This is a genomic window from Hydrogenophaga pseudoflava (assembly GCF_031020795.1).
GTDB classification, from domain to species: domain Bacteria; phylum Pseudomonadota; class Gammaproteobacteria; order Burkholderiales; family Burkholderiaceae_C; genus Hydrogenophaga; species Hydrogenophaga pseudoflava_A.
The window spans coordinates 726,227-749,477 of the sequence record NZ_JAVHJP010000002.1 but is presented as its reverse complement, the minus strand read 5'-3'; the positions used below and the strand labels follow the sequence as shown (position 1 = coordinate 749,477).

The 23,251-nt window shown below is 65.7% G+C and carries 25 protein-coding genes; 8 read left to right on the top strand and 17 right to left on the bottom strand.

The genetic code is table 11. From position 1 onward, the window contains the following. Positions 1-107: 107 nt before the first annotated feature. Positions 108-272, bottom strand: a complete 165-nt coding sequence (locus RCO38_RS09310) for an AlpA family phage regulatory protein (RefSeq protein ID WP_308328081.1) — start codon at positions 270-272, stop codon at positions 108-110. A 543-nt stretch (positions 273-815) separates the two neighbouring features. On the opposite strand from RCO38_RS09310, the gene RCO38_RS09305 reads away from it, so the two are divergent. Genes RCO38_RS09305 through RCO38_RS09295 form a run of 3 tightly spaced genes read left to right on the top strand, consistent with a single transcriptional unit; the run spans position 816 to position 3,749 of the window. After that, positions 816-1,391, top strand: coding sequence for a 2'-5' RNA ligase family protein (locus RCO38_RS09305; RefSeq protein ID WP_308328012.1), 576 nt, complete (start codon positions 816-818; stop codon positions 1,389-1,391). A gap of 34 nt (positions 1,392-1,425) precedes the next feature. Next, positions 1,426-2,823 (top strand): tRNA adenosine(34) deaminase TadA, encoded by a 1,398-nt coding sequence (gene tadA / locus RCO38_RS09300; protein WP_308328011.1) that lies wholly within the window; start codon positions 1,426-1,428, stop codon positions 2,821-2,823. After that, entirely contained in the window at positions 2,820-3,749 is a 930-nt protein-coding gene (locus RCO38_RS09295) for an LD-carboxypeptidase (RefSeq protein WP_308328010.1), read from the top strand. The genes tadA and RCO38_RS09295 overlap by 4 nt, the downstream gene beginning before the upstream one ends. Before the next feature lie 20 nt (positions 3,750-3,769). On the opposite strand, the gene RCO38_RS09290 is transcribed toward RCO38_RS09295, so the two are convergent. Next, entirely contained in the window at positions 3,770-4,102 is a 333-nt protein-coding gene (locus RCO38_RS09290) for a hypothetical protein (RefSeq protein WP_308328009.1), read from the bottom strand. Between the two features lie 383 nt (positions 4,103-4,485). Here RCO38_RS09290 and RCO38_RS09285 point away from each other — a divergent pair, with 383 nt between their 5' ends. Then, a complete protein-coding gene (locus RCO38_RS09285) occupies positions 4,486-5,430 on the top strand; it encodes an adenylate/guanylate cyclase domain-containing protein (RefSeq protein ID WP_308328008.1) in 945 nt (314 codons plus the stop codon). 68 nt (positions 5,431-5,498) lie between these two features. Next, positions 5,499-7,982 (top strand): penicillin acylase family protein, encoded by a 2,484-nt coding sequence (locus RCO38_RS09280; protein WP_308328007.1) that lies wholly within the window; start codon positions 5,499-5,501, stop codon positions 7,980-7,982. 16 nt (positions 7,983-7,998) lie between these two features. Here the strand turns inward: RCO38_RS09280 and RCO38_RS09275 are convergent, their stop codons facing one another. The 6 genes from RCO38_RS09275 to RCO38_RS09250 form a co-directional block, all read right to left on the bottom strand. Beyond that, complete coding sequence (locus tag RCO38_RS09275) at positions 7,999-8,772, bottom strand: EF-hand domain-containing protein (RefSeq protein WP_308328006.1); 774 nt, start codon at positions 8,770-8,772, stop codon at positions 7,999-8,001. Positions 8,773-8,899: 127 nt separating this feature from the next. Next, positions 8,900-9,667: an ABC transporter ATP-binding protein gene (locus tag RCO38_RS09270; protein ID WP_308328005.1), complete on the bottom strand. Its 768-nt coding sequence runs from the start codon at positions 9,665-9,667 to the stop codon at positions 8,900-8,902. A gap of 14 nt (positions 9,668-9,681) precedes the next feature. Then, positions 9,682-10,803, bottom strand: a complete 1,122-nt coding sequence (locus RCO38_RS09265; RefSeq protein WP_308328004.1) for a M14 family metallopeptidase — start codon at positions 10,801-10,803, stop codon at positions 9,682-9,684. A 22-nt stretch (positions 10,804-10,825) separates the two neighbouring features. Then, a complete protein-coding gene (locus tag RCO38_RS09260) occupies positions 10,826-11,542 on the bottom strand; it encodes an ABC transporter permease (RefSeq protein WP_308328003.1) in 717 nt (238 codons plus the stop codon). Then, positions 11,542-12,243 carry an ABC transporter permease gene (locus tag RCO38_RS09255; RefSeq protein ID WP_308328002.1) on the bottom strand — a complete coding sequence of 234 codons (702 nt, stop codon included), beginning with the start codon at positions 12,241-12,243 and terminating at the stop codon, positions 11,542-11,544. Before RCO38_RS09255 ends, RCO38_RS09260 begins: the two co-directional genes overlap by 1 nt. A gap of 26 nt (positions 12,244-12,269) precedes the next feature. Continuing rightward, on the bottom strand, positions 12,270-13,127 hold the full coding sequence (locus RCO38_RS09250) for a transporter substrate-binding domain-containing protein (protein ID WP_308328001.1): 858 nt from the start codon (positions 13,125-13,127) through the stop codon (positions 12,270-12,272). Positions 13,128-13,506: 379 nt separating this feature from the next. Between RCO38_RS09250 and RCO38_RS09245 the strand changes: the two genes are divergently transcribed. Further along, the gene (locus RCO38_RS09245) at positions 13,507-13,635 is read left to right on the top strand and encodes a hypothetical protein (protein WP_308328000.1); all 129 of its coding nucleotides are present in this window, start codon (positions 13,507-13,509) and stop codon (positions 13,633-13,635) included. A 61-nt stretch (positions 13,636-13,696) separates the two neighbouring features. Here RCO38_RS09245 and RCO38_RS09240 read toward each other — a convergent pair whose 3' ends face one another. From RCO38_RS09240 to mltG, 8 genes are all read right to left on the bottom strand, one after another. Next, positions 13,697-15,208: a tripartite tricarboxylate transporter permease gene (locus RCO38_RS09240; protein ID WP_308327999.1), complete on the bottom strand. Its 1,512-nt coding sequence runs from the start codon at positions 15,206-15,208 to the stop codon at positions 13,697-13,699. A 19-nt stretch (positions 15,209-15,227) separates the two neighbouring features. After that, positions 15,228-15,716, bottom strand: a complete 489-nt coding sequence (locus RCO38_RS09235) for a tripartite tricarboxylate transporter TctB family protein (protein WP_308327998.1) — start codon at positions 15,714-15,716, stop codon at positions 15,228-15,230. Positions 15,717-15,828: 112 nt separating this feature from the next. Continuing rightward, the gene (locus RCO38_RS09230) at positions 15,829-16,461 is read right to left on the bottom strand and encodes an ankyrin repeat domain-containing protein (RefSeq protein ID WP_308327997.1); all 633 of its coding nucleotides are present in this window, start codon (positions 16,459-16,461) and stop codon (positions 15,829-15,831) included. A 48-nt stretch (positions 16,462-16,509) separates the two neighbouring features. Further along, positions 16,510-17,310, bottom strand: a complete 801-nt coding sequence (locus RCO38_RS09225; RefSeq protein ID WP_308327996.1) for a TatD family hydrolase — start codon at positions 17,308-17,310, stop codon at positions 16,510-16,512. Positions 17,311-17,377: 67 nt separating this feature from the next. Then, on the bottom strand, positions 17,378-17,746 hold the full coding sequence (locus RCO38_RS09220; protein WP_308327995.1) for a PilZ domain-containing protein: 369 nt from the start codon (positions 17,744-17,746) through the stop codon (positions 17,378-17,380). Between the two features lie 44 nt (positions 17,747-17,790). After that, positions 17,791-18,822: a DNA polymerase III subunit delta' gene (locus tag RCO38_RS09215; protein WP_308327994.1), complete on the bottom strand. Its 1,032-nt coding sequence runs from the start codon at positions 18,820-18,822 to the stop codon at positions 17,791-17,793. Further along, complete coding sequence (gene tmk, locus RCO38_RS09210) at positions 18,819-19,508, bottom strand: dTMP kinase (protein WP_308327993.1); 690 nt, start codon at positions 19,506-19,508, stop codon at positions 18,819-18,821. The genes RCO38_RS09215 and tmk overlap by 4 nt, the downstream gene beginning before the upstream one ends. 6 nt (positions 19,509-19,514) lie before the next feature. Next, the gene (gene mltG, locus RCO38_RS09205) at positions 19,515-20,495 is read right to left on the bottom strand and encodes an endolytic transglycosylase MltG (RefSeq protein ID WP_374694527.1); all 981 of its coding nucleotides are present in this window, start codon (positions 20,493-20,495) and stop codon (positions 19,515-19,517) included. 97 nt (positions 20,496-20,592) lie between these two features. On the opposite strand from mltG, the gene ygfZ reads away from it, so the two are divergent. Together ygfZ and RCO38_RS09195 are read left to right on the top strand one after the other, a co-directional pair. Continuing rightward, positions 20,593-21,528, top strand: a complete 936-nt coding sequence (gene ygfZ / locus RCO38_RS09200) for a CAF17-like 4Fe-4S cluster assembly/insertion protein YgfZ (RefSeq protein WP_308327992.1) — start codon at positions 20,593-20,595, stop codon at positions 21,526-21,528. Positions 21,529-21,547: 19 nt separating this feature from the next. After that, positions 21,548-22,375, top strand: a complete 828-nt coding sequence (locus tag RCO38_RS09195) for an NRDE family protein (protein WP_308327991.1) — start codon at positions 21,548-21,550, stop codon at positions 22,373-22,375. A gap of 13 nt (positions 22,376-22,388) precedes the next feature. On the opposite strand, the gene RCO38_RS09190 is transcribed toward RCO38_RS09195, so the two are convergent. Further along, on the bottom strand, positions 22,389-23,249 hold the full coding sequence (locus tag RCO38_RS09190; protein ID WP_308328079.1) for a YbgC/FadM family acyl-CoA thioesterase: 861 nt from the start codon (positions 23,247-23,249) through the stop codon (positions 22,389-22,391). Between the last annotated feature and the right edge of the window lie 2 nt (positions 23,250-23,251).

The following is a 23,251-nucleotide window of genomic DNA, read 5'->3' as shown; positions in this document are numbered from 1 at the left end:
TATCGGCGCGCTTGGCATCTGAATCGTGGATGACCAGGTCACCTGGCTTCCAATGCGTAGTGTTCGGCTCGTGAATCAGGCCCACGTCTTGACCCACTTCGAATCGATCAGTGGGGCACGGTGGGCCGAGTCTGGCTCCAAGAATCAATATCAGCTCTTCGCCACGCCACGGCGCGCGGAGCAAGCCGCACCGGGCTGGGAAACTCATGGCTCGCCATCAAGCGATAAATCGTTGAGCGACCAAGACCAGTGATCTTCATTACCATGCGCATACGCAAGAGCACAGCCACTGGTGGGTCGATCTGATCAGCAGAGGGGTGGAAGCGGAGGTGGTGCACGATGCGTCTCCCGGTTGAAGCAACGCCTTCACTGTGAGACCAATAGGCTTCAGCCGCCTTGCTGGATTCACTTCTAAATCGTGCATCAGTGTCCAACGATCCGTGTGAGCCGAACAGGTCAGAGTCAAGGAGGTTTGTGATACCGTCGTCCCACCCTTGAGTACCGTCGTCTCCTACCGGAATGAGCATCCGATACCGTCATCGCGCTACAGAACATGCCACTTTCGCATTCCAATCGCTGCTGCGAACCATCAATGAATGAAAGCGAGAGCAATGTACCCCGGGAAGGGCTCTCGAACGTGACGGTAGATCTGTCGGTCGCGGGCCTGTTCTCGCCCGGCAAACAGTGCTCTTTTCCTCTGAGACGCGGCCGACTGTTGACAATAGAGTGGGAATGATGCCTGCACAGGAACTGTACAAATAGACAGTATTTGTGCAGAATGGGTGCCTCTCAATTGCAGCCCAAGGAGGTGTTGCATGAGTACCCTACACAACCTGTACTTGATGTTGCACCCGCCCCTGGCCATCACACAAGACATTGGCCGTTTGCAACGGTTGCTGAACCGCTCGTACCACGGACCTTCCAAGCCCATGGCCGCAGAGCGGCTGCACACCACACTGGTGCCGCTGGGATCGTACGAGCATCAAATTCCTCGCGAGGTCGTGGCACTGGCCCTGCTGGCTGGGTCGTTGTTGGACACCGCACCATTTCGCGTCTGTTTTGACACGCTGCAGTCGCGCGGCCCTCACAGTGAAATCGGCACTGTCGAGCTGGCGGGACATGGCACTGGCGTGCGACCGTTGTACCGTCTTCGACGGGAGCTGGTCGCGGCTCTGCTTTCGGTCGGATGGCCCGAGGCTTGGATACGGCCCAGCTTCTATCCGCACATCACGGTGGATTACGAGCGCGTCCCCGTCGGTGTCCGGCGCGTCGAGCCATTGGCCTGGGATGTGACCGAGGTGAGGCTCGTGGACAGCCTCTACGGGCAGGGGCGCCACGAGGTGCTGGCAAGCTGGCCGCTGCAGGACCGGCAGCCGTCGCTGTTCGATTGACGACCGAGGCCAAAGGGTGCGGGACAATGGCGGCATGAACGATGCCGACTACATGGGCCTGGCCCTCCTGGAAGCCGAGCTTGCACGCGCTGCAGGCGAGGTGCCGGTAGGAGCGGTGGTGGTGCATCAGGGACGAGTGGTGGGTGTGGGGCGCAACGCACCGATCACCGCACTGGATCCCACCGCCCATGCAGAGATCGTCGCGCTGCGCGCGGCCGCGCAGGCACTGGGCAACTACCGCTTGGACGACTGTGAGCTGTTCGTGACGCTGGAGCCCTGCGCCATGTGCAGTGGTGCCCTGCTGCATGCGCGCCTGAAGCGGGTGGTGTACGGTGCCCGTGATCCAAAGACGGGAGCGGCCGGCTCGGTGGTGGACCTGTTCGGGAACCTGCAGCTGAACCATCAGACGGTGGTGCAGGGGGGCGTGAGAGCGGCGGAGTGCGGGGGCCTGCTCAGCCATTTCTTCAAGGCCCGCCGCGACCAGCAGCGCCGAGTGGTCCATCCCTTGCGGGACGATGCGCTGCGCACGCCCGAACGGCTTTTCGACGGTTTGCCCGGATACCCCTGGGCGCCCCACTATGTGAGTGATCTGCCATCGCTGGACGGCCTTCGCCTTCACTATCTTGACGAAGGTCCACGGGACGCGCCCCGCACCTGGGTCTGCCTGCACGGCAATCCGGCGTGGAGCTATCTGTACCGCAAGATGATTCCCGTCTTCGTGGCGGCAGGGGATCGTGTGGTGGCTCCCGACCTGATCGGCTTTGGCAAGAGCGACAAGCCCAAGAAGGACACGTTCCACCACTTCGACTGGCACCGTGAGGTGCTGTTGGAACTCATCGAACGACTGGATCTGCGCAATGTCGTGCTGGTGGTCCAGGATTGGGGCGGTCTGCTGGGTCTGACCTTGCCAATGGTCGCTCCGCACCGATACGCCGGGGTGCTGATCATGAACACCATGCTTGCCACTGGCGACCAGGCGCTGTCGGCCGGGTTCCTGGCGTGGCGGAAGATGTGTGCGGACAAGCCGTTGTTCGACGTCGGACGTCTTTTTGCACGCGGCAATCCGCACATGGAAGCCGCCGAGTGCGCGGCCTACAACGCACCCTTTCCCGATGCGGGCCACCGCGCGGCGCTGCGGGCCTTTCCCGCCATGGTGCCTGAGCACGCCGACGATGAGGGAGCGCCGATCACGCGCGAGGCGCGGCGGTTCTGGCGCGAGCACTGGCAGGGCCGGACACTCATGGTGATCGGTGCGCGCGACCCGGTGCTGGGAGAACCGGTCATGCAGGAGCTGGCCCGTAACATCCGGGGCTGCCCGCCGCCCTGGACATTGCCCGATGCCGGACATTTTGTGCAGGAGCACGGTGAGCAGATCGCCCGCGCCGCCTGCCGGCACTTTTCCATCGCCCCCGATTCATTCAACGAGCCATGAGCCACATCTACATTTACTCCCCATCCAGTGCCGTGCGTGACAAGGCCGCCTTCCGCCGTGGGGTGAAACGGCTGCAGCAGCTCGGCCACGAGGTTGAGATTGACGAGGCGGCGCTCAGCAGCCACATGCGCTTCGCAGGCGACGATGCAACCCGCGTGGCGGCCGTCGGGCGGGCCGCCGCCAGCGGTGCGGACGTGGCGCTGATTTCGCGAGGAGGATACGGGCTCACGCGCATCCTGCCGGAACTGCCTTACAAGCAGTTGGCCAAGGCCATCGACAAGGGAACGCAGTTTGTCGGACTGAGCGACTTTACGGCGCTGCAGTGCGCGCTGATGGCCAAGACCGGGGCGGTGACCTGGGCGGGGCCTGCAGTGGGCGAAGATTTTGGTGCCGAGGCGCCCGACGACATCATGGAAGCGTGTTTCGATGACCTGCTCGACGGCCAGGGGGAAGGTGCCGGCTGGGTTCTTCCCAAAAAAGACCTGCCCGGTTTGCCGGTGGCCCCCAGCGACGAATCCGCATCACTTCATCTTCGCAAGGCCATGCTCTGGGGCGGCAACCTGTCGGTGTTGTGTTCGCTGGTCGGCACGCCCTGGCTCCCCGAAGTGAAGGGAGGGGTGCTGTTTCTGGAGGACGTTAACGAGCATCCCTACCGCATTGAGCGACAGCTCACTCAGTTGCTGCACGCGGGCGTCCTGGGGCGCCAGAAGCTGGTCGTTCTGGGCAGTTTCAACCGGTTCAAGACGGTTCCGCACGACCGCGGGTTCAAGCTGCAGACGGTGGTGGACTGGGTGCGGAGCCAGACCCGGACGCCCGTGCTGACGGGGCTGCCGTTCGGGCATGTGCCCACCAAGGTGTTGTTGCCGGTGGGCCGGGACGTGGAGGTGATGGTGCAGGGGTGTGAAGCTCTGCTGTTCTGGGGTTGAGGGGATTGCTCGCTGGCGCTTCAGCGCGCCGAGCGGGTGGATTCCATGAGGCCTTTGGGCAGGAGGCCGTTGAACACCGGTGTCACGCTGCGCACGAGATCGACCGCGCGAGCTTCCCCGTGCAGCCGGCTCAGCACGGCCACCATCTCGGCACGCGCGTACCAGAGGGCGTGCACATCGTGCACATACATGAGGCGGTGTTTGAGCCGGGGATTGGCTTGTGCTCCTGCTTCACCCAGAACCGCAAGCATGGCCTGGCGCACCGGTTCCAGCGACTCCGGCGAGTGCTTTCGCACCTCGTTGCCCAGCAAGGCGGAGATGCTGTGGCGGATGGTGGGTTTGATCCAGCGCATTTGCGATCCCAACGATAGGAAGTTATGGGCGCAGGATAAGTCCGCCAGGCCCAAGGGAGCAAGTTCTGTAACTTGATGAAAGTCAAGAAAACAACAGCCAAATCAAGCGTTTAGAAAGACTGTTTAAGATATTGCGTGTACAGGTCAGGTGACGACGCCTGCAATTGCTTCGGAAAGTGTTCAATGGCGGCGGGTTTGTTTAGGTCCTTTGGACTCAACCTTGTGGATACTCCCAATAGCGGCATTGGGCGACGTCAATTCCGGAGCTCAAGCGGCAGAATGTGTGATAAACCACACACCCTGTTACCGTCTGCCGGGCTGTCCTGGCGGCGGAGGACTCTTGCAGCGCACGGCCTCTCCCAGACCGACTTCCACTCATTTCCATGGCCGAACTGACGATTGCCTTCGTGGACCTGACCGGCAGCGTCTCGGTGTTTGAAACACTGGGCAACGACCGCGCCGCCAAGGCGGTGACCAAGCTGACCCAATGGATCGGTGCCATGGGCCTGGAGCACAACGGCAAGGTCGTCAAGATGCTCGGCGATGGCGTGCTGCTGTCGTTCACCAACAACCGGCTGGCCGTCGAGTGCATGAGCACCATCCAGCAGGAGCACTCGCAAAGGGTGGCCCAGTGGCCGAACCGCCTCAAGCTGATGATGCAGATCGGCATGGCGCGGGGACAGGTCGTGCAAGTCGACGGCGACTGCTTCGGCGACGCGGTCAACGTGGCATCCCGTCTGAGCGATCTGGCCGGCCCGGAGCAGATACTGGCCAACGACATGGTGATCCGCAAACTGGGCAAGGGACAGCACGTGCGCAGCCGCAGTCTGGGGCCGATCCGCATCAAGGGGCGCGTCGAGCCGGCGGAGGTCTTTCGCATCGAGTGGCAGACCGAGATGCTGTCTGAGTTTCTGACGCTTCCGGCCGATCTGCACGCTCTGCGCAAGACCACCGAATCGGTGTTCGGTGGCATCGAGCTGGGCTGGCTGGACGCCAGCCAGTCGTTCAATCTCACGGACCTGCCGCTGAAGATCGGCCGGGTGCCCGAGGCCGATTTTGTGGTGAACGATCCGCGGGTCTCGCGGATGCACGCCTCCATCGACATCCGCTCAGGCAACTATCTGCTGGAAGACACCAGCAGCTACGGCACCTGGGTGCGCTTTGCCGGCGCCGAGAACGCGATAGCGCTGAGGCGGCAGGAATGTCTGCTGCACAGCGACGGCGAGTTCTCGATGGGCGCGCCGTTCACCGACATCAGCGCACCCACAGTGAGCTTCCGTCTGGTGGACGGCCAGATGGTGCTCGGGCACGGTCGCGCCCGCGTCTGAGTCGTTCGCCCTGACGGCTGCATCGGCGGTCCGTCGCCGCTACCATCGCACCACCCTTGGAGGTCCTGATGCGCTGGTTGAGCCGTACTTTCGTTCTGTTGCTGTTGCTGGTCCTGCTCGGTGTGGCTGGGCTGGCGATTTACGCCTGGAGGAGCCTGCCCCAGATGGACGGAGAGCTCCGTCTCCCGGGGTTGCACGGGCCAGTGCAGGTGCAACGCGACAGCAGCGATGTGGCCCACATCCTCGCCGTCGACCCCCGGGACGCGTGGATGGCCATGGGCTATGTGCATGCGCAAGAGCGCGGATGGCAGCTGGAGTTCAACCGCCGCCTGATGCGCGGACGTCTGTCCGAGGTATTTGGCCGCTCCACGCTGGAGACCGACCTGCTCATGCGCACGCTGGGCATCCGCCAGGCCGCTCAGACACAGATGGCAGGCATGAGTGAAGAGGGGCGGGCGGCGCTGAAGGCCTACAGCGATGGCGTGAACGCTTTCTTCGCCGAACGCGGGCAGGCCCTGTCGCCGGAGTTCCAGATCCTGCGCATCGATCCTCGTGACGAAGCTGCGGCAGGGCGCTATTGGGAGCCGGAAGACAGCGCTGGCTGGGCCCTCATGATGGCGCTGGACCTGGGTGGCAATTGGGGCAACGAGTTGGCCCGCCTGTCCGCACTGCAGGTGCTGGACACTCCTGCGCTGTGGCAGCTGTTTCCGCCGTATCCGGGCGAAGCCCCTGCAGCCTCGGCCGATCTGGCAGAGCTGTACCGGGCGCTGCGAGTGTTTCCGGCCACAGAGGGCAAACAGTCTCGCGCCATCCACTCCGGGCCAACGGTGGATGCGCTGGCCCAGGGCGTGGTCGAGTGGACCCGATCGTTGGGTGAGGTGGAGGGCAAAGGATCGAACAACTGGGTGGTGTCGGGCGCGCGCAGTGCCAGCGGCAAGCCGCTGCTGGCCAACGACCCCCACCTGGGCCTCAGCGCGCCGGCGATCTGGTACTTCGCCCGCCTGCAGGCGCCCGACGTGCCCGGCCTCAAAGGCATGGACGTGATCGGCGCCACGCTGCCGGGCACGCCCTTCGTGGTGCTGGGGCGTACGCCCGACGTGGCCTGGGGCTTCACCAACACGGGGCCCGACGTGCAGGACCTGTATCTGGAGCAGTTGGATCCCAGTGACCCGACCCGCTACCGCATGCCGGCGCCCGCAGGACAGGAGGCGTGGGCGCGGTTTGACGAACGTGTTGAAACCATTCGCGTCAAAGGCGAGCCCGACGTGGTCCACACGGTGCGCACCAGCCGGCACGGCCCCGTGCTCAGCGACGCGCCGGGCCGTGCGCGCGACCTCATCGACACTGGGCGCTTCGCGCTGGCGCTGCGCTGGACCGCGCTGGAGGCGGACAACCGCAACGTGGACGCCACCCTGGCCTCCAACCGCGCACGTTCGGTCGACGACCTGGTGGAAGCTTTCCGCCACTTCCATGCGCCGATGCAGAACGCGGTCATGGCCGACCGCAGCGGGCGCATCGCGTTCAAGGCCGTGGGCAAGGTGCCACTGCGTTCCCCGGACAACCGTATTCGCGGCGTGGCCCCGTCGCCGGGCTGGGATGCGCGCTACGACTGGACAGGCTACCTCCCGTACGAAGACACCCCGCAGGACGATGGCGCCAAGGGCTGGATCGCCACGGCCAACCAGCGCATCCACGCGGCCGACTACCCGCATTTCCTCACCCAGGACTGGGCGGCGCCGTACCGCCAGGAACGCATTGAGGCGCTGCTGGCGCGGACGGAGAAGCACGACGCGGCCAGCTTCCGCGCCATGCATGGCGATCTGCATTCGGAGGCCACGCTGCGCCTGCTGCCGCACCTGAGCAAGACCGCATCCAGCCACCTGCTCGCCGCTGCGGCGCAGGCTTCGCTCAAGGACTTCAAGGGCGACATGGGCGCCGACGCCGCCGCGCCGCTGATCTACAGCGTCTGGGTCGACGAGTTCACCCGCGGGGTCGTCGGCCAGCGGCTGGGTGTGGAGCGGTTCGAGAAGCTCTACGGCAAGCGCCTCTTCCGCAACGCGGTGGAAGGCATTCTGGAGCGCGACGACCGCGGCTGGTGCGGTCCGCAGGGCTGTGCAGCGGCCAGCTCCGCGGCGCTGGACCGAGCGCTGGACCGCATCAGTGCGCAGCAGGGGTCGGATGTGTCGCGCTGGCGCTGGGGCGCCGCCCATCCGGCGATTTCAGTGCACCGACCGTTCAGCAACGTTGGTGCGCTGGCGCCCATGTTCGAGGTTCGCAAGGAAACGGGCGGCGACCCGTTCACTGTCAATGTCGGCCAGTACCACCTGGACAAGGCCGATGCGCCTTTTGCCAACCGGCACGCGGCCAGCCTGCGCGCCATCTACGACCTGGCCGATCCGGAGAACTCCCTTTTCATCTACCAGACCGGGCAGAGCGGCAACGTACTCTCCAGCCGCTATCGCGACATGAGCGACACATGGGCTGCGGTGGATTACCGGCCGCTGAAAATGGCGCCGACACAGTGGCGCAGCCGCCTGGAACTCAAGCCCTGAGCGGGCCCGCCCGGTATCAGGCCGATTCGTTGAGGCTGCCGCCGCCCAGTGAGGCCAGGGCGGTGTCGTTGTAGCGCTTGCTGGCGGCCTCGGCCTGCGCACTGAGCTTGGCCACGTAGGCGTTCAGCTCGGTACTGGAGATGTCGCCGCTGCCATCGGTGTCGACGGTCTGCATCAGGGCCTGCAGCGACGCGTCCTCGGTGGCGGCCGCGTCCTCGGCGCTGGCGACCACCGTGGTGTCATCCGGCGTGCTGGCCGTGTGCACGGGGGCCGCCGTGACCGGTGTGGTGGAACCGCTGCCTCCGGCCGGCGCGGTGGCACCGTCCGATGCGATCTCCTGTGTGGTCGTGATCACCGTGGTGGTCTGCACCACCGTGGTTCCCGTGGCCGGGGTGATGCCGAATTCGGCCATCGAGATCTGGCCGTCGTTGTCGGCATCGAGCTCGGCGAACCGGGCCTCGTCGCCGCGCGACTGCACAAACGCCTGGGTGTTGGAGGCCGAGGAGAAGAGGTTTTGCAGCAAGGTCCCGACCTCGCTGCCGTTGAGTGCACCGTCCTTGTTGGCATCCAGCGAGGCGTACAGCTCGGACGCGCCCTTGCCCGCGTCCACGCCCAGCTTGCCGGCGACCTTTTCAAGTGCCGCCTGGAATTCGCTCTGGCTGACGCCACCGTCGCCATCGGCATCCATCTTCTTGTGCATCTTGTCCTGCAGGTAGCTGGACATTGCACCGCTCAGGGACGACAAGGTCTGTGACCAGGCGCTGGAGTTGCTGGTGTCGACGGTGCTCATGGAGAGTTTCCTTTCTGGCGGGTGGTTCCGGGATGCAGCAATGCTCTCGCATCCGGACCCCACAGAAACCCGCCAACAGCAGGACGGAAACCCCGCTGTTCGCCCGATTGGCGGACGTCGCCGCGACCTACTTGAGCTTGCCCGAAAGGAACTGGGACAGCCGCTCGGACGTGGGATTGACCAGCACCTCGCGCGGGTTGCCCTGTTCCTCGATGCGCCCCTGGTGCAGGAACAGCACGTGGTTGCTGACCTCGCGCGCAAAACCCATTTCGTGCGTCACCACCACCATGGTGCGGCCTTCCTCGGCGAGGGTTCGCATTACGCGCAGCACCTCGGTGACGAGTTCGGGGTCGAGCGCACTGGTGGGCTCGTCGAACAGCATCACCTCGGGCTCCATGGCCAGCGCGCGGGCTATTGCGACGCGTTGCTGCTGGCCACCCGACATGTGGGCCGGGTACTTGCCCTCGACGTCCCGCAGACCGACTTTTTCGAGGTACTTGCGTGCGGTGGCGACGGCCTCGTCCTTGCCCTTGCCGAGCACGTGCATCGGCGCCTCGATCACGTTCTCCAGCACGGTCAGGTGCGACCAGAGGTTGAAGTGCTGGAACACCATGGCCAGCTTGGCGCGCAGACGCTGCAGCTGCTTTTCGTCGGCGGCCTTGAGCATGCCGTCCTTGGCGGTGACCAGCTTGAGTTCCTCGCCGGCCACGACGATGCGGCCCTGCTGAGGGCGTTCGAGCAGGTTCATGCAGCGCAGAAAGGTGGACTTGCCCGAGCCGGATGAGCCGATGATGCTGATCACGTCGCCGGCCTTGGCCGTCAGGGAAATGCCCTTGAGCACCTCGTGTGAGCCGTAGCTCTTGCGGATGTCGATCGCTTCAAGTTTGGTGGTCATGGTGCGTGGGTCTGTCAGGGGCTCAGCAGGTTGCCGGAGCGGATCGGGGTGTGGCCGGCCACCCGGCAGAGCTCCATGCCCGTCGTGGCCCAGCGCAGGTTGTGGCGGGCGTAAACGATGCCTTCGATGCTGCTGCGGATCTCGGTTTCGCGTGGCGCCAGAGGGTCGATCACCCGTGCCAGCAGCTGGCCGGCGGCCACCCGCTCGCCAACTTGGGCGACAAAGTCGATCACGCCCGGGTGCGGGGCATGCGACGCTTCCGTACCGGCCAGCGGCGTCGGCTCACACTGTGGTTCGGGCAGGGCAGGGGCCGGTCCGGACATCACGCCGGCGTGGCGCAGGTAGCCGACGATGGCCCGGGCATCCTGTGTTGCGAAGGCGTCCGACACATCGGTCTGGCTGCGCAGCTCGACGGTGGTGCTGGCACAGCCCAGCGGGATCGGTGCGCGGTCGGCGAAATGCGCCTGCAGGCGCCACCACGGACCGGACAGCGCCTCGTCGAAGGAGATCGACGGGCCCGAGCCCCGGGCCCACAGCAGCGTCTGGGCACCGAGCAGGCGGGCCAGAGGCGCCATCAGGTCGAGCATGGGCTGCTCGACGTACATGTGAAGAATGGCTTCGAAGTCACAGTGCAGGTCCAGCACCACGTCGGCGTCGCAGGCCAGGCTCATCAGCACCCGGCGCAGGCTCTCCAGTTCGGTGCTCACCACCTGCTCGCCCAGCACCTCGTGCATGGCCGCCCGCACAATGTCCTTGTTGGTATCCCCGTCCGGTGTCAGCTTCGGCGCGATCCGGTCTTTGACCAGGTTGAAGAAGTCCGGGTAGTTCCGGTTGAAGTTCTCCATGGTCAGCAGTTCGAAGCGGCCGACCTGATGATGCATCAGACTCTGGTCCAGGCCGATCGGGTTGCTGACCGGCACCAGCACGACCTCGCCGGGAATCTCGCCGGCCGACTCGGCCGCCTCCAGCAGCCCCCGCAATTTGTGGGCGGTGAGCATGCCGGGCAGTTCGTCAGCGTGCAGGCTGGACTGGATGTAGGCCTTGCGTCCGTTGGCGCCCTGACCGAAGTGCAGGCTGGTGACCTGGCGCTGGGTACCCAGCGAAGGAGAGAGCAGGTGGTGGTGGAGCTGTCGCATCCGAGAAAGGAGAAAAACGAAATCAGTGCGTGCGCGGACGCAGATAGGCCAGGAAGCGCTTTTCCAGCAGCCGGAACACGTAGACCAGGGCGAAGGTCAGTATGAAGTACAGCACCGCCACCACGATGAAGGGCTGGAAGGCCAGGTAGTAGGTCTTGTAGATCGCGTACGCCGCGTTGGTCAGGTCGTACAGCGCGGGTACGACGCTGGCCAGCGAGGTGGCGTGCAGCATCATCACGACTTCGTTGGAGTAGCCGGGCAGGGTGCGGCGCAGGGCACTGGGCAGCACCAGGCGGAACATCATGTTCCACTTGCTGTAGCCGGCCGCCTGTGCGGCCTCGATCTCGCCGGCGGGTGTTTCCTTGATGGCGCCCGCCAGCATTTCCACCGTGTAGGCGCAGGTGTTGAGCGAAAACGCGGCCACAGCGCAGAAGAAGGGGTCCTTGAACAGCGTCCAGGGCCAGACCGTGTCCCACAGCGACTGCACCCATTCGAGTTGGGCGATGCCGTAGTAGATGAAATAGACCTGGATCAGCAGCGGTGTGCCGCGCACCACATAGGTGAACAGCCAGACCGGGGTCGACACCCAGCGGTTGCGCGAGACCCTCATCAGCGTCAGGGGCAGCGTGAGCAGGCCGCCCGCCAGCAGGCTGATGGCCAGCAACTCCATGGTCGCCAGGAAACCGGTCCAGTACAGCGCGAGGTTCTGCGGCTGAAAAATGATCGCGAACTTGTCCATCAGAACTCACCCCGCTTCACGCCCACGGAATAGCGGGCTTCGGCCTTGCGCAGCAGGATCAGGCTGACGGTGGAGATCAGAAGGTAGAGAAAGCCGGCGAAGGCCATGAAGATGATGGCGGCACCGGGAATGTCGCCGCGTGCGGCCGCACCAGCCTGCTTGGCCAGGTTGGTGATGTCGGCCAGGCCGATCACCGAGACGAGGGCGGTGGCCTTGAGCAGCACCAGCCAGTTGTTCGTGAAGCTGGGCAAGGCAAAGCGCACCATCTGTGGCAGCACCATGCGGCGGAAGGTGTAGAAGCGGCTCATGCCGTAGGCCCACCCGGCCTCCGATTGCCCTTTGGGCACGCTCATGATCGCGCCGCGGAAAGTCTCGGTCATGTAGGCGCCGTAGACGAAGCCGATGGTGAGCACGCCCGCCACGAAGGGGTTGATCTGCGGGCCGCTGCGGTAGCCCATGGCCTCGAAGATGTCGTTGATCAGGATCTGCCCGCCAAAGTACAGGAGCAGCATCCACACCAGGTCCGGGACACCCCGGATGACGGTGGAATAGATGTCGCCGAGCCAGTTGAGCCAGCGGTAGGGAGAGAGTTTGGCCGCCGCGCCGGCCAGGCCGAGCACGGCGGCGACAAGAAGGGCGCCCAGCGAGACGCCGAGGGTGACCAGCAGGCCCTGGAGGATCTGGATGAAATAGGTCGTCATCGGCGCTCGCGGTTCAGCTCAGCGGATCAGGAGCCCCAGATGTCCACGCCAGGGACGTGCTTCTCGGAGAGTTCTTTCCACTTGCCGTTGTCGCGGATGGCCTTGATGCCCGCGTCCAGCGCGTCGCGCAGGGCGGTGTCTTCCTTGCGGATGGCCACGCCGGCGCCGGCGCCAAAGTACTTGGCGTCGAACTCGACGGGAATGCGGCCACCGGCGCAGCTGTAGTCCTTGCCGTCCGGCGTGGACAGGAAGCCACCCTGGACTTCAACCACGTCGGCCACGGTGCCGTCCAGACGGCCGGACTTGATGTCCAGGTAGACCTGGTCCTGCGCATCGTACGGCACCACGGTGGCACCGGCGGTCTTGAGCTCACCCATGGCGTACTTTTCCTGGGTGGAGGCCTTCAGCACGCCCAGCTTCTTGCCCTTGAAGCCCGCGGCTTCGGCGCCCAGGTTCAGCGCGGTCTTGACGACCACGCAGGACGGCGTGTTGTAGTACTTGCCCGTGAAATCAACCGACTGCTTGCGCTCTTCGGTGATGGACATCGAGGAAATGATCGCGTCGTACTTCTTGGCCAGCAGACCGGGAATCATGCCGTCCCAGGCCTGCTCGACGAACACACACTTGCTCTTGAGTTCGTCGCACAGGGCTTTGGCCACGTCCACGTCGAAGCCGGCGGGCTCACCGGCGTCCGTCTTGTAGGTGAAGGGCTTGTAGGTGGGGTCGATGGCCACGCGGAGTTCGGGCCACTGGCTCGTGGTGGGGGCAGGAGCCGGCGCTGCCGCGGTGGGTGCAGGCGCAGCGGGTGCGGGGGCTTCGGTCTTGCCACAGCCCACCAGGGTGGCGGCACCGATCATGCTGAGAGTCAGAAACAGATGCTTCATGAACGTCCTTGAAAAGGTTGAATGGACCTGGCGGATTGGACTCCTGCCGGTGGGCAACATTGTAGGTGTGGGCAGTCCACTTGATGGATGCACCAAGCTGGTGTTTCCCCGGATGCAGGCGTTGGCCGTCTGTTGGGTTGAGCAACATTCAGGCCGAACTCAACAGCATGAACCACCCCGACCATTAACTTAACATAATATACATCGAGGAACATTTCAGGGCACGTTGCAACCGGAAACATTTATTACGTGGCGCCACGCAAACGGCCTCAAGTCAGCTTGGGAGCAACCGAACTGGAGTCATGAGCAAATCTGTGATGAATCGCACATCCCGGCTGAACCCTCGGTCCACCTGATTCACAACCGCCAAGGAAACATCATGCTGTCCACGTTTGAACACTACGTTGCCGCGCTCCTCGAATTCCTGGTGTTCTGGGCTTGCGTTCTTTCGCCGGTCGTAGCGTTCTGGCAGGTACTGGCATGGGCTGGCAGCCATCTGCCGGGCTGACACACAAGAAAAAACCCCGGCCAGTGGCTACTGACCGGGGTTTCGCCAAGTGACAAGGCGCTCAGTCTTCGACAAACGCCTCTTCGCGCTTCTTCTTCACCGACGGCATCAGCACCACGATCAGCAGGATGGCGGCCACCACCAGCAGGCTGGCCGACAGCGGACGGGTCACGAACACCGACCAGTCGCCGCGAGAGATCAGCAGCGCGCGCCGGAGGTATTCCTCCATCATGGGGCCCAGGATCAGGCCCAGTAGCAGCGGCGCGGGTTCACAACCGAGCTTGATGAAGCCGTAACCGATCAGGCCGAACAGCGCCACCATCCAGATGTCGAAGCTGTTGTTGTTGGTCGAGTAGACGCCGATGGCACAGAACAGCACGATGGCCGGAAACAGCCACTTGTAAGGCACGGTCAGCAGCTTGATCCAGATACCGATCAGTGGCAGGTTCAGGATCACCAGCATCAGGTTGCCGATCCACATCGATGCGATCAGGCCCCAGAACAGTTCGGGGTTGCTGGTCATGACCTGCGGGCCCGGCTGGATGTTGTGGATGGTCATGGCCCCGACCATCAGCGCCATCACGGCGTTGGGCGGAATGCCCAGCGTCAGCAGCGGGATGAACGAGGTCTGCGAGCCGGCGTTGTTCGCCGACTCGGGCGCCGCCACGCCGCGGATATTGCCTTGGCCGAACGGCACTTCACCCGGTTTGAGCTTGGTCTTCTTCTCGATGGTGTACGCCGTGAAGGCCGACAGCAGTGCACCACCACCGGGCAGAATGCCCAGCGCCGACCCGAGCGCGGTTCCGCGCAGCACGGCCGGGAACATGTTCTTGAAGTCCTCGGCGGTGGGCAGGATGCCCTGCACCTTGCCGGTGAACACCTCGCGCTTTTCGTCCGGATGCGACAGGTTCTGGATGATTTCACCGTAGCCGAAGATGCCCATGGCAATCGCCAGGAAGCTGATGCCGTCGGTCAGTTCGGGAATGTCGAAGCTGTAGCGTGCCACGCCCGAGTTCACGTCGGTACCAACCAGCCCCAGCAGCAGGCCCAGCACGATCATGGCCAGTGCCTTGACCAGCGAGCCAGAGGCCAGCACCACGGCACCGATCAGGCCCACGATCATCAGCGAGAAGTATTCCGCCGGGCCGAATTCGAGCGCGAGTTCGGTCAGCGGCGCGGCAAAACCAGCCAGGATCAGCGTGCCCACGCAGCCCGCAAAAAAGGAGCCCAGACCGGCCGCGGCCAGTGCGGGGCCGGCCCTGCCCTTGCGGGCCATCTGGTAACCGTCGATCACGGTCACCACGGACGACGATTCGCCCGGCAGGTTCACCAGAATGGCGGTGGTCGAGCCACCGTACTGCGCGCCGTAGTAAATGCCGGCCAGCATGATGAGTGCGGCCACCGGAGGCAGGCCGTAGGTGGCCGGCAGCAGCATGGCGATGGTGGCCAGCGGGCCAATGCCGGGCAGCACGCCGATCAGCGTGCCCAGCAGGCAGCCGATGAAGGCGTAGATCAGGTTCTGGAAGGTGAAGGCAACGCCAAAACCCAGGGCGAGGTTGTTGATCAGATCCATGTTGTTGTTCTCCTCGGGTTCAGTTGGCCAGGAACCAGGGCAGCACGGGGAACTGCAGGTTCAGCAGCTTTACGAAGGCCAGGTAGCTGCCGATGGCCAGGATGGTGGCCAGAATCAGCGACTCCTTGAGCCTGGCCCCTTCCCGCGCATACCCGGCCATGACCACCAGACCATAGATCGCCACGATGAGACCAAAGGCCGGAATGCCCAGCGAAGGAATGCCCACCAGCAAGGCGCCGAACAGCAGGTTGGCCCCCAGGATGAAGACCAGTGGCCTCCAGGCGACGGCCCCGATCTTGTCTCCGCCCGGAGGGCCGGACTTGAACGAGCTGAAGGTGACCAGCGCACCCAGCAGCACCAAGAGGAGGCCCAGCATGAAGGGGAAGTACCCCGGCCCCATGCGTGCGGCTTCCCCGATCTCGTAGTCCACCGCACCCCAGGCGAACGATCCGCCCACGGTCATGAACATGAGTCCCGAAACAAAGTCTTTTTGACTGGCTATCGCCACGGCTGTCTCCTCGGAATAAGAACATGGCGATTCTGGGGGGCATTCGCCCCGCTACCCATGTGGGTTACACCTACGGACACCAAGCCCAGTCGCTGATGCGACCGGCTGCTTTTCAGCGACCCGGCGGGCGGCGCTGGCGCAGCCGCTGGGCGATCAGCTCGGCCAGATCATCGCGGTCGGCACGGCGAGCGAAGTCCACGGCGGTGAGGCCCTGCTCGTTGCGCAATGAGGGATCGGCCCCCTCTTCCAGCAGCAACGGCACAAGGTCGCGATTCCCGTACATGGCGGCCAGCATCAGCGGCGTGGACCGGTTGGGCGACTCCGCGTCGATGTAGGCATGGTGTTCCAGCAGCAGACGGACCATGGCGACACTGTCGGGTTCGGCCCTCGAGGCGGCGTAGTGCAGGGGTGTCCAGCCCGGTTTGTTGACTTCGGCGCCACGCCGGATCAGCTGACGGGCCATGTCCAGGTGACCTCGGATGGTGGCGATCATCAGCGGGGTTTCCCCCTGGCGGTTGCGCAGTTCCACTCGGACGGCGTTCTGGGTCAGCAGGAAGTTCACCACCTTCAGCGAGCCTTCGCGCAGCCCCACGTGCAGCCCCGAATCGCCCTTTTCATTCTGGCTGTTGAGGTCGAAACCGCGCAGCGCCAGCGCCACGACCGCCGACTCGTTGTCCAACTCCACCGCCTTAAAGAAGTCTTCGAACGAGCCTGCGAAACCGAGGTTGCAGAACAAGAAAAACACATTGAAAACAATGAATTTTTTTATCTTCTTCATGTTCTGCATCAACATTTAGACAGCTCGGTTGAACAGCTGCTCGAAGTTCCGGCTCGTGGCTTCCCCGACGACTTCCACGTCCAGTCCCTTGATCTCGGCGATCTGGCGGGCCACATGTGGCACATAGGACGGGTTGTTGGTCTTTCCACGGTGTGGCACCGGCGCCAGGTAGGGGCTGTCGGTTTCGATGAGCATGCGATTAACCGGCACGAAGCGCGCCACCTCGCGAAGGTCGGCCGCGTTGCGGAAGGTCAGGATGCCGGAGAAGGATATGTAGAAGCCCAGATCCAACGCGGCCCGGGCCACGTCCGCCGTCTCGGTGAAGCAGTGGAACACCCCGCGCGACACAGGGCCGGAAGCGTTGTCAGCAAAACCGCCCTCCTCGCGCAGGATGGCCAGGGTGTCGTCCGAAGCACTGCGGGTGTGGATCACCAGCGGCAGACCGGTCTGCCGGCCGGCGCGGATGTGCACCCGGAAACGTTCGCGCTGCCATTCCATCTCGGCCAGGCTGCGGCCGTTGAGCCTGTAATAGTCCAGACCCGTCTCGCCGATGCCCACCACCTTGGCGCGCGCCGCTCCCGCCAGCAGATCGTCCAGCGAAGGCTCCCGCACCCCTTCGTTGTCGGGATGCACGCCCACGGTGGCCCAGAGCTGGTGGTGGTCGCGAGCCAAGGCATGCACCGCGTCGAACTCTTCCAGAGTGGTGCAGATGCACAGCGCCCGGTCGACCCGGGCCTCCTCCATGGCCTTCAGGATGGCCGGCAGTTGCTCGGACAGTTCGGGGAAGCTGAGATGGCAGTGGGAGTCGGTGAACATGGCGGTGACCACAGGCAACGCCCGGGACATGGCAGGCAACAGGATGCAGGACCGGCGCAGGCGACGGTCAGATTGTCTGCGTCGGCTTCTCGGATGCGAGCGCCGAGCCGAGGATTTCCTCGATCTTGATCTTCAGATGACGGGATTTTTCGTCCGCCGGAAAACGGATGCCCACGCCCTGGGTGCGTCCACCCTGCGCCTTGGCCGGTGTCACCCAGGCCACCTTGCCGGCGACGGGGTAGCGTTGCGGATCGTCGGGCAGGCTCAGGAGCACATAGACGTCGTCACCGATCCGGTAGTCACGCGACGAGGGGATGAAGATGCCCCCGTCGGTGAACAGCGGGATGTACGCTGCGTAGAGCGCCGCTTTCTCCTTGATGGAGAGCTGAATCACGCTGGGGCGTGACGAAGCGGGCTGGCTCGGGCTGGTGCTCATGGGCGGCAAGTTTAGCGGCAAATGCCTCTGAGCCGTGGACCTGCTCAGGTGCGGGTGGTGCTGCGCATGAGCACCTGTCGCGTCGCGGCCACCCAAGCCTCCTGCATGAGACCGGCGTTGTAGGGGTGCTCGACCGTGCGCGCGGCCTCGGTCAACGCCTTTGACCAGCGCGCCAGCACGGCCCACCGCGGCGCTGGCGGCAGGCTGTCCACGGGAAAGAACCGGGGCCCTGCCCCCGCCGCGACGGACATCAGGTCGTGACAGAGCTTTTGCAACATGGCCAACTGCTGCGGAGCGGACCAGTCGGACACCAGTGCCCAGTCGCCACGGGCCAGCGCCTGGGGCAGCTGTGACCAGCGCGCGGCAGTCAATCCCGATTGCGCCCATACCAGGGCGTCTTCCGGCCGGCCTCCGGAGGCCTGGAGCCAGGCGCGGGCCTCTGCATCGCCAACCTCTTTCAAGCCGGCCTCCCGGGCTCCCGCCTGGAGCCAGGCGACGGCCTCGCCTTCGGACGGCCAGGCCATGGCGTGGGTCTGACAGCGGCTGCGGATGGTGGGCAGCAGCTGATGGGCCGATTCGCTGGCCAGCACGAACCGGGTGTCCCCCGCGGGCTCTTCCAGGGTCTTGAGCAAGGCATTGGCCGTCACCGTGTTCATGCGTTCGGCCGGGTACACCAGCACCGCCGTGCCGCGCCCGCGCGCACTGGTGCGCTGCGCGAAGGCCACCATGTCGCGCATGGCCTCGACGCGGATTTCCTTGCTGGGTTTGCGCTTCTTGTCGTCGATCTCTTTCTGTGCCGCCTCAGACAGGGGCCAGCCGCGCGCCAGCATCTCGGTCTCCGGCATCAGCACGACCAGGTCCGGGTGCGAATGGCTGCCGATCAGGTGACAGCTCTCGCAGACCCCGCAGGCCCCCTGAGCCGTGGGCTTCTCACACAGCCAGGACCGGGCCAGCGACAGGCCCAGCGCATACTGGCCGAGCCCGCTGGGGCCCTGCAACAGCCAGGCATGACCACGCTGGGCCAGCAGGCGTTCGCGCTGCTTCAGCAGCCATGGAGCGTCCAGGGTGGTGGTCATGCCGGTCCGCTGTTGGCCGCGACCATGATGGACAGCCAGCCGCGGCGCACGAAGGTCGCTGTCAACTGCTGCCAGACCTGGTGGCGGGTCTGGTCGGCCTGAATGCGGGCGAAACGCTCCGGCTGCGCTTCGGCCCGCGCCGCATACCCGGAGACGACGCGCCGGAAGAACTCAAGCGGCTGGGCCTCGAATCGGTCGGGGGCGCGCGCGTCGGCCAGACGTGCAGCGGCGGTTTCGGGCGGCAGATCGAACCAGACCGTCAGGTCCGGCTGGCGCAGGGCGTTTGCGGCGGCCGGGGTCGTCTGCACCCAGCACTCCAGCGTCCGAAGCACGTCCAGGTCAAAGCCCCTCCCTCCGCCTTGGTAGGCGAAGGTGGCGTCGGTGAAGCGGTCGCACAACACCACCTCGCCGCGCGCCAATGCAGGTTCGATCACGGTCAGCAAATGGTCGCGCCGCGCCGCGAACACCAGCAGGGATTCGGTCAGCGGGTCCATCGGATCGCCCAGCACCATCGCCCGGAGCTTTTCGGCCAGGGGCGTGCCGCCTGGTTCGCGAGTGAGCGTGACGGTGCGGCCCTGGTCCCGGAAGGCCTTGGCCAGTCCTTCGATGTGGGTCGACTTTCCGGCACCGTCGATGCCTTCGAAGCTGATGAACAGGCCGCGCGGGGCGGTCGTTTCAGGACTCATGGTGGTTCACTTCTGCAGCTGGAACTTGCGCACTGCCGCGTTGTGTTCGTCGAGGGTGGCGCTGAACTGGCTGCTGCCGTCCCCGCGCGCCACGAAATACAGGGCCCGCGTGTCGGCCGGCTTCACCGCCGCCAGCAGCGAGGCCCAGCCGGGCATGGAGATCGGCGTAGGCGGCAGCCCGGCGCGGGTGTAGCTGTTGTAAGGGCCGTCGGTCAGAAGATCGATCTTGCGCAGGTTGCCGTCAAAGCGCTCGCCCAGCCCGTAGATCACCGTCGGGTCGGTCTGCAGGCGCATGCCAATGCGCAGGCGGTTGTGGAACACGCCGCCGACCATGGCGCGGTCGGCTTCGGTGCCGGTTTCCTTTTCGATGATGCTCGCCAGGATCAGTGCCTCGTCGGGCGAGCGCAGCGAGGTCGACAGGTCGCGCTGCTCCCAGGCCAGGGCCAGCCGCTGTTCCATGGCCTGGGCCGCCTGCTTCAGCAAGCTGGAAGCGGTGGTCTGGCGCACCATGCGGTAGGTGTCGGGGAAAAAACGCCCTTCGGGGTGGCGTCCCGGATAGCCGATCCTGGCCATGATGCCGGCCGCATCCAGCCCCTCCAGGTCCTGGGTCAGGTCGGGCGAAGCGCGCACCGCGGCCATCAGTTCGCGGAAATTCCAGCCTTCGAGCAGCGTCAGGCTGCGCAGCGCCTGCTCGCCTCGGACCAGCTTGCCCAGCAGGCTGCGCGGCGTGGCGCCGGGCTGTATTTCATACACACCGGCCTTGATGGCACGCGACTGGCCCGAGAGGCGGAACCAGGCCTGCAGCAGCAGTGTCGGCGTGCGCACACCGGCTCCGGTGAGCGCAGCGGCCACGCCGCGGGCCGAGGCGCCGGGTGGAATCTCCACTTCCAGCGGTTGTTCGGCCGTGACCGTGGCAGGCAGTGCCAGCGGCTGGCCCAGCCACCACCAGGCAACACCGGCCAGCATCCCGGCCAGCAGAAGTGTCAACAGCAGGAGCCGGGAAAGCAGTCGTGTCACAGCAGGAAAGGGGGGCTTGGCGGACGCCGGGGCGCGTCGTGGAACGGGGCATGATAATCGACCAACCATGTCCCAAGCCCCCGAACTCACCCCCGCCCCCACCCTGCACGGTGTGGCCCTGCTGCCCCGGCTCGGCGTCATCCGCGCCCAGGGCGAAGAGGCCGCCAAGTTCCTGCACGGCCAGCTGACCAACGACTTTTCCCTGCTGGGCCTGTCCGAAGCCCGGTTGGCCGGCTTCTGTTCGGCCAAAGGGCGTCTGCTGGCCAGCTTCATCGGCTTCAAGCGCAACCACGACGAGATCCTGCTCGTTTGCAATACCGATGTGCTGCCGGCGACGCTCAAGCGCCTGTCCATGTTCGTGCTGCGCGCCAAGGTCAAGCTCAGCGATGCCAGCGCCGAGTTCCAGCTGCGCGGTCTGGCCGGCGACGCGGTGCCCGCCGCCCTGCCCGCCGCGCCCTGGGGCAAGCTGGACGCTGACGGCGCGCAGTTCGTGCGCCTCTACCCTGCGGGCGGCACCGCCCGCGCCCTGTGGGTCGCGCCCACCGGGGTGGAACCACCGCCGGGCCCGGCACTCGCCAGCGCCCACTGGGACTGGCTGGACGTGGTGGCTGGTGTGCCGCTGCTGAGCCAGCCGGTGGTGGAGGCCTTCGTGCCGCAGATGATCAATATGGAATCGGTGGGCGGCGTGAACTTCAAGAAAGGCTGCTACCCGGGTCAGGAGGTGGTGGCGCGCAGCCAGTTCCGTGGCACCCTCAAGCGCCGGGCCTTCCCGGTGCTGGGAGATGCGCCGATGGCGCCCGGCCAGGAGGTGTTCCACGACGGCGACGCGTCGCAGCCCTGCGGCACGGTGGTCGCCGCCGCGGCCTCGCCTGCGGGCGGCTGGCACGCGATGGTGTCGATGCAGACCAGCGCGGCGGAGGCTGGCGGGCTGCATCTGGGGGCCGCCGACGGTCCGTTGCTCACGCTGCTGCCCCTGCCGTACCCCCTGCTGGCGGACGTGTAAGCCGCTGGCGCGTGCGGCCATGTGCCTGATCGCCTTCGCCATCGAGACGGCCCCGGCCCGGCCCCTGCTGCTGGCCGCCAACCGCGACGAGTTCTTCGAACGCCCGACCGAGCCGCTGCACCGCTGGGCGCTGCCTGATGGCACCGGCGTCGTTGGAGGGCGCGACCTGCGCGACGGCGGCACCTGGCTGGGCATGAACGAGGCCGGCCGCGTGGCGATGCTGACCAATGTGCGCAGCGCGAACCCCGGACCCGGCCGCCGCAGCCGGGGCGAGCTGCCCACACGCTGGCTGAAGGCCGGTCATTCCTGGGAGGCGCTGCTGTCGGGCCTCGATGCGGCCGACTATGGCGGCTTCAATCTGGTGGTCGGTGACCTGGCCACGGGCTTCTGGGCCTGGGTCAGCAACCGGCACCCGGCGCAGCCGCACGCCGAACAGACCGGGGGCCTGCACCACCGGCGTCTGGCACCCGGTGTCTATGGCCTGTCGAACGCGGCGCTGGACACGCCCTGGCCCAAGACCTTGCGCCTCAAGCGGGCGCTGCAGCACGCCCTGTCCACGGGGCCGGATGCGCAGGCGCCGCTGGTTTCTGCGTTGGCCGACCCCGTCCCCCCTGAGCCGGCCGAACTGCCCGACACCGGCGTGCCTGCCGAATGGGAACGCGCGCTGTCCAGCCCCTTCGTCGACCTATCCGGGCGCGGCTACGGCACACGCAGCAGTCTGCTGCTGGACGTGGCGCGCCGCGGCCGGGATTTCCGCGCCGACTTCACCGAGTGGACCCACGCGCCGCCGCCGGCCGGTCCGCACCGCTGGACCGGCACCGCGCCGCGCCGGCTGCAGCTGTCCTGAACCACCGCGGCGCTCACAGCGGCAGGAACATCTCCTGGTGCGGGATGCCCGCTTCCTCGAACACCTCGCCGCGCCGCTGCCAGCCCAGCCGGTCGTAAAAGCCGATGGCACTGTTCTGGGCGTGCAGCAGCACCTCGCGGTCGCCGCGCGCCCGGGCTGCGTCGCTCAGCGCCTGCAGCACCTGCCGGCCCAGCGAGCCGCCGCGAAGCACACGCTTGACCGCCAGCCGGCCCACCTGCGAGACCCCCGGCGTGCTGGTGGAAATCAGGCGCCCGGTGGCGATCGCCTGGCCCAGGCGGTTGTGGACCACGGCGTGCACCGCGGTGGCATCGGCGGCGTCCTGCTCCAGGTCCTTGGGAATCTGCTGCTCGTCGATGAACACCTCGGTGCGGACCGCCCGCGCGTCGGCGCCCAGCGTGGCCCAGTCGCCGACGCGGACCGTGGACACCGCCTCGCCGGCCTCATACCCCAGCAGGACATCGCGCAGCGCCTGCGGCACGGGGCGCGAGGTCTGGGTGGCGGGGTCGGCGAACACATAGACCAGTTCGCCCGAGATCAGGTGCTGGTCGCCGCGGAAGATCGCACCGGTGAACGTGAGCGACGAGGTGCCGATGCGGCTGCATTTCATGGCCACGTCGATCTGGTCGTCCATGCGCGCCGAGGCGTGGAACTCGACCGTGGCCTTGACGACGTAGAGGTCGCCCCCGAGCCGGTGCATCGACTCTTCGTACGGCAGCGCCACCGCCCGCCAGTAGTCGGTGATGGCGGTGTCGAAGTACATCAGGTAGTGGGCGTTGAAGACGATCTTCTGCATGTCCACCTCGGCCCAGCGCACGCGCAGGCGGTGGAAGAAACGGAAGTCGGCGCGGGACATCT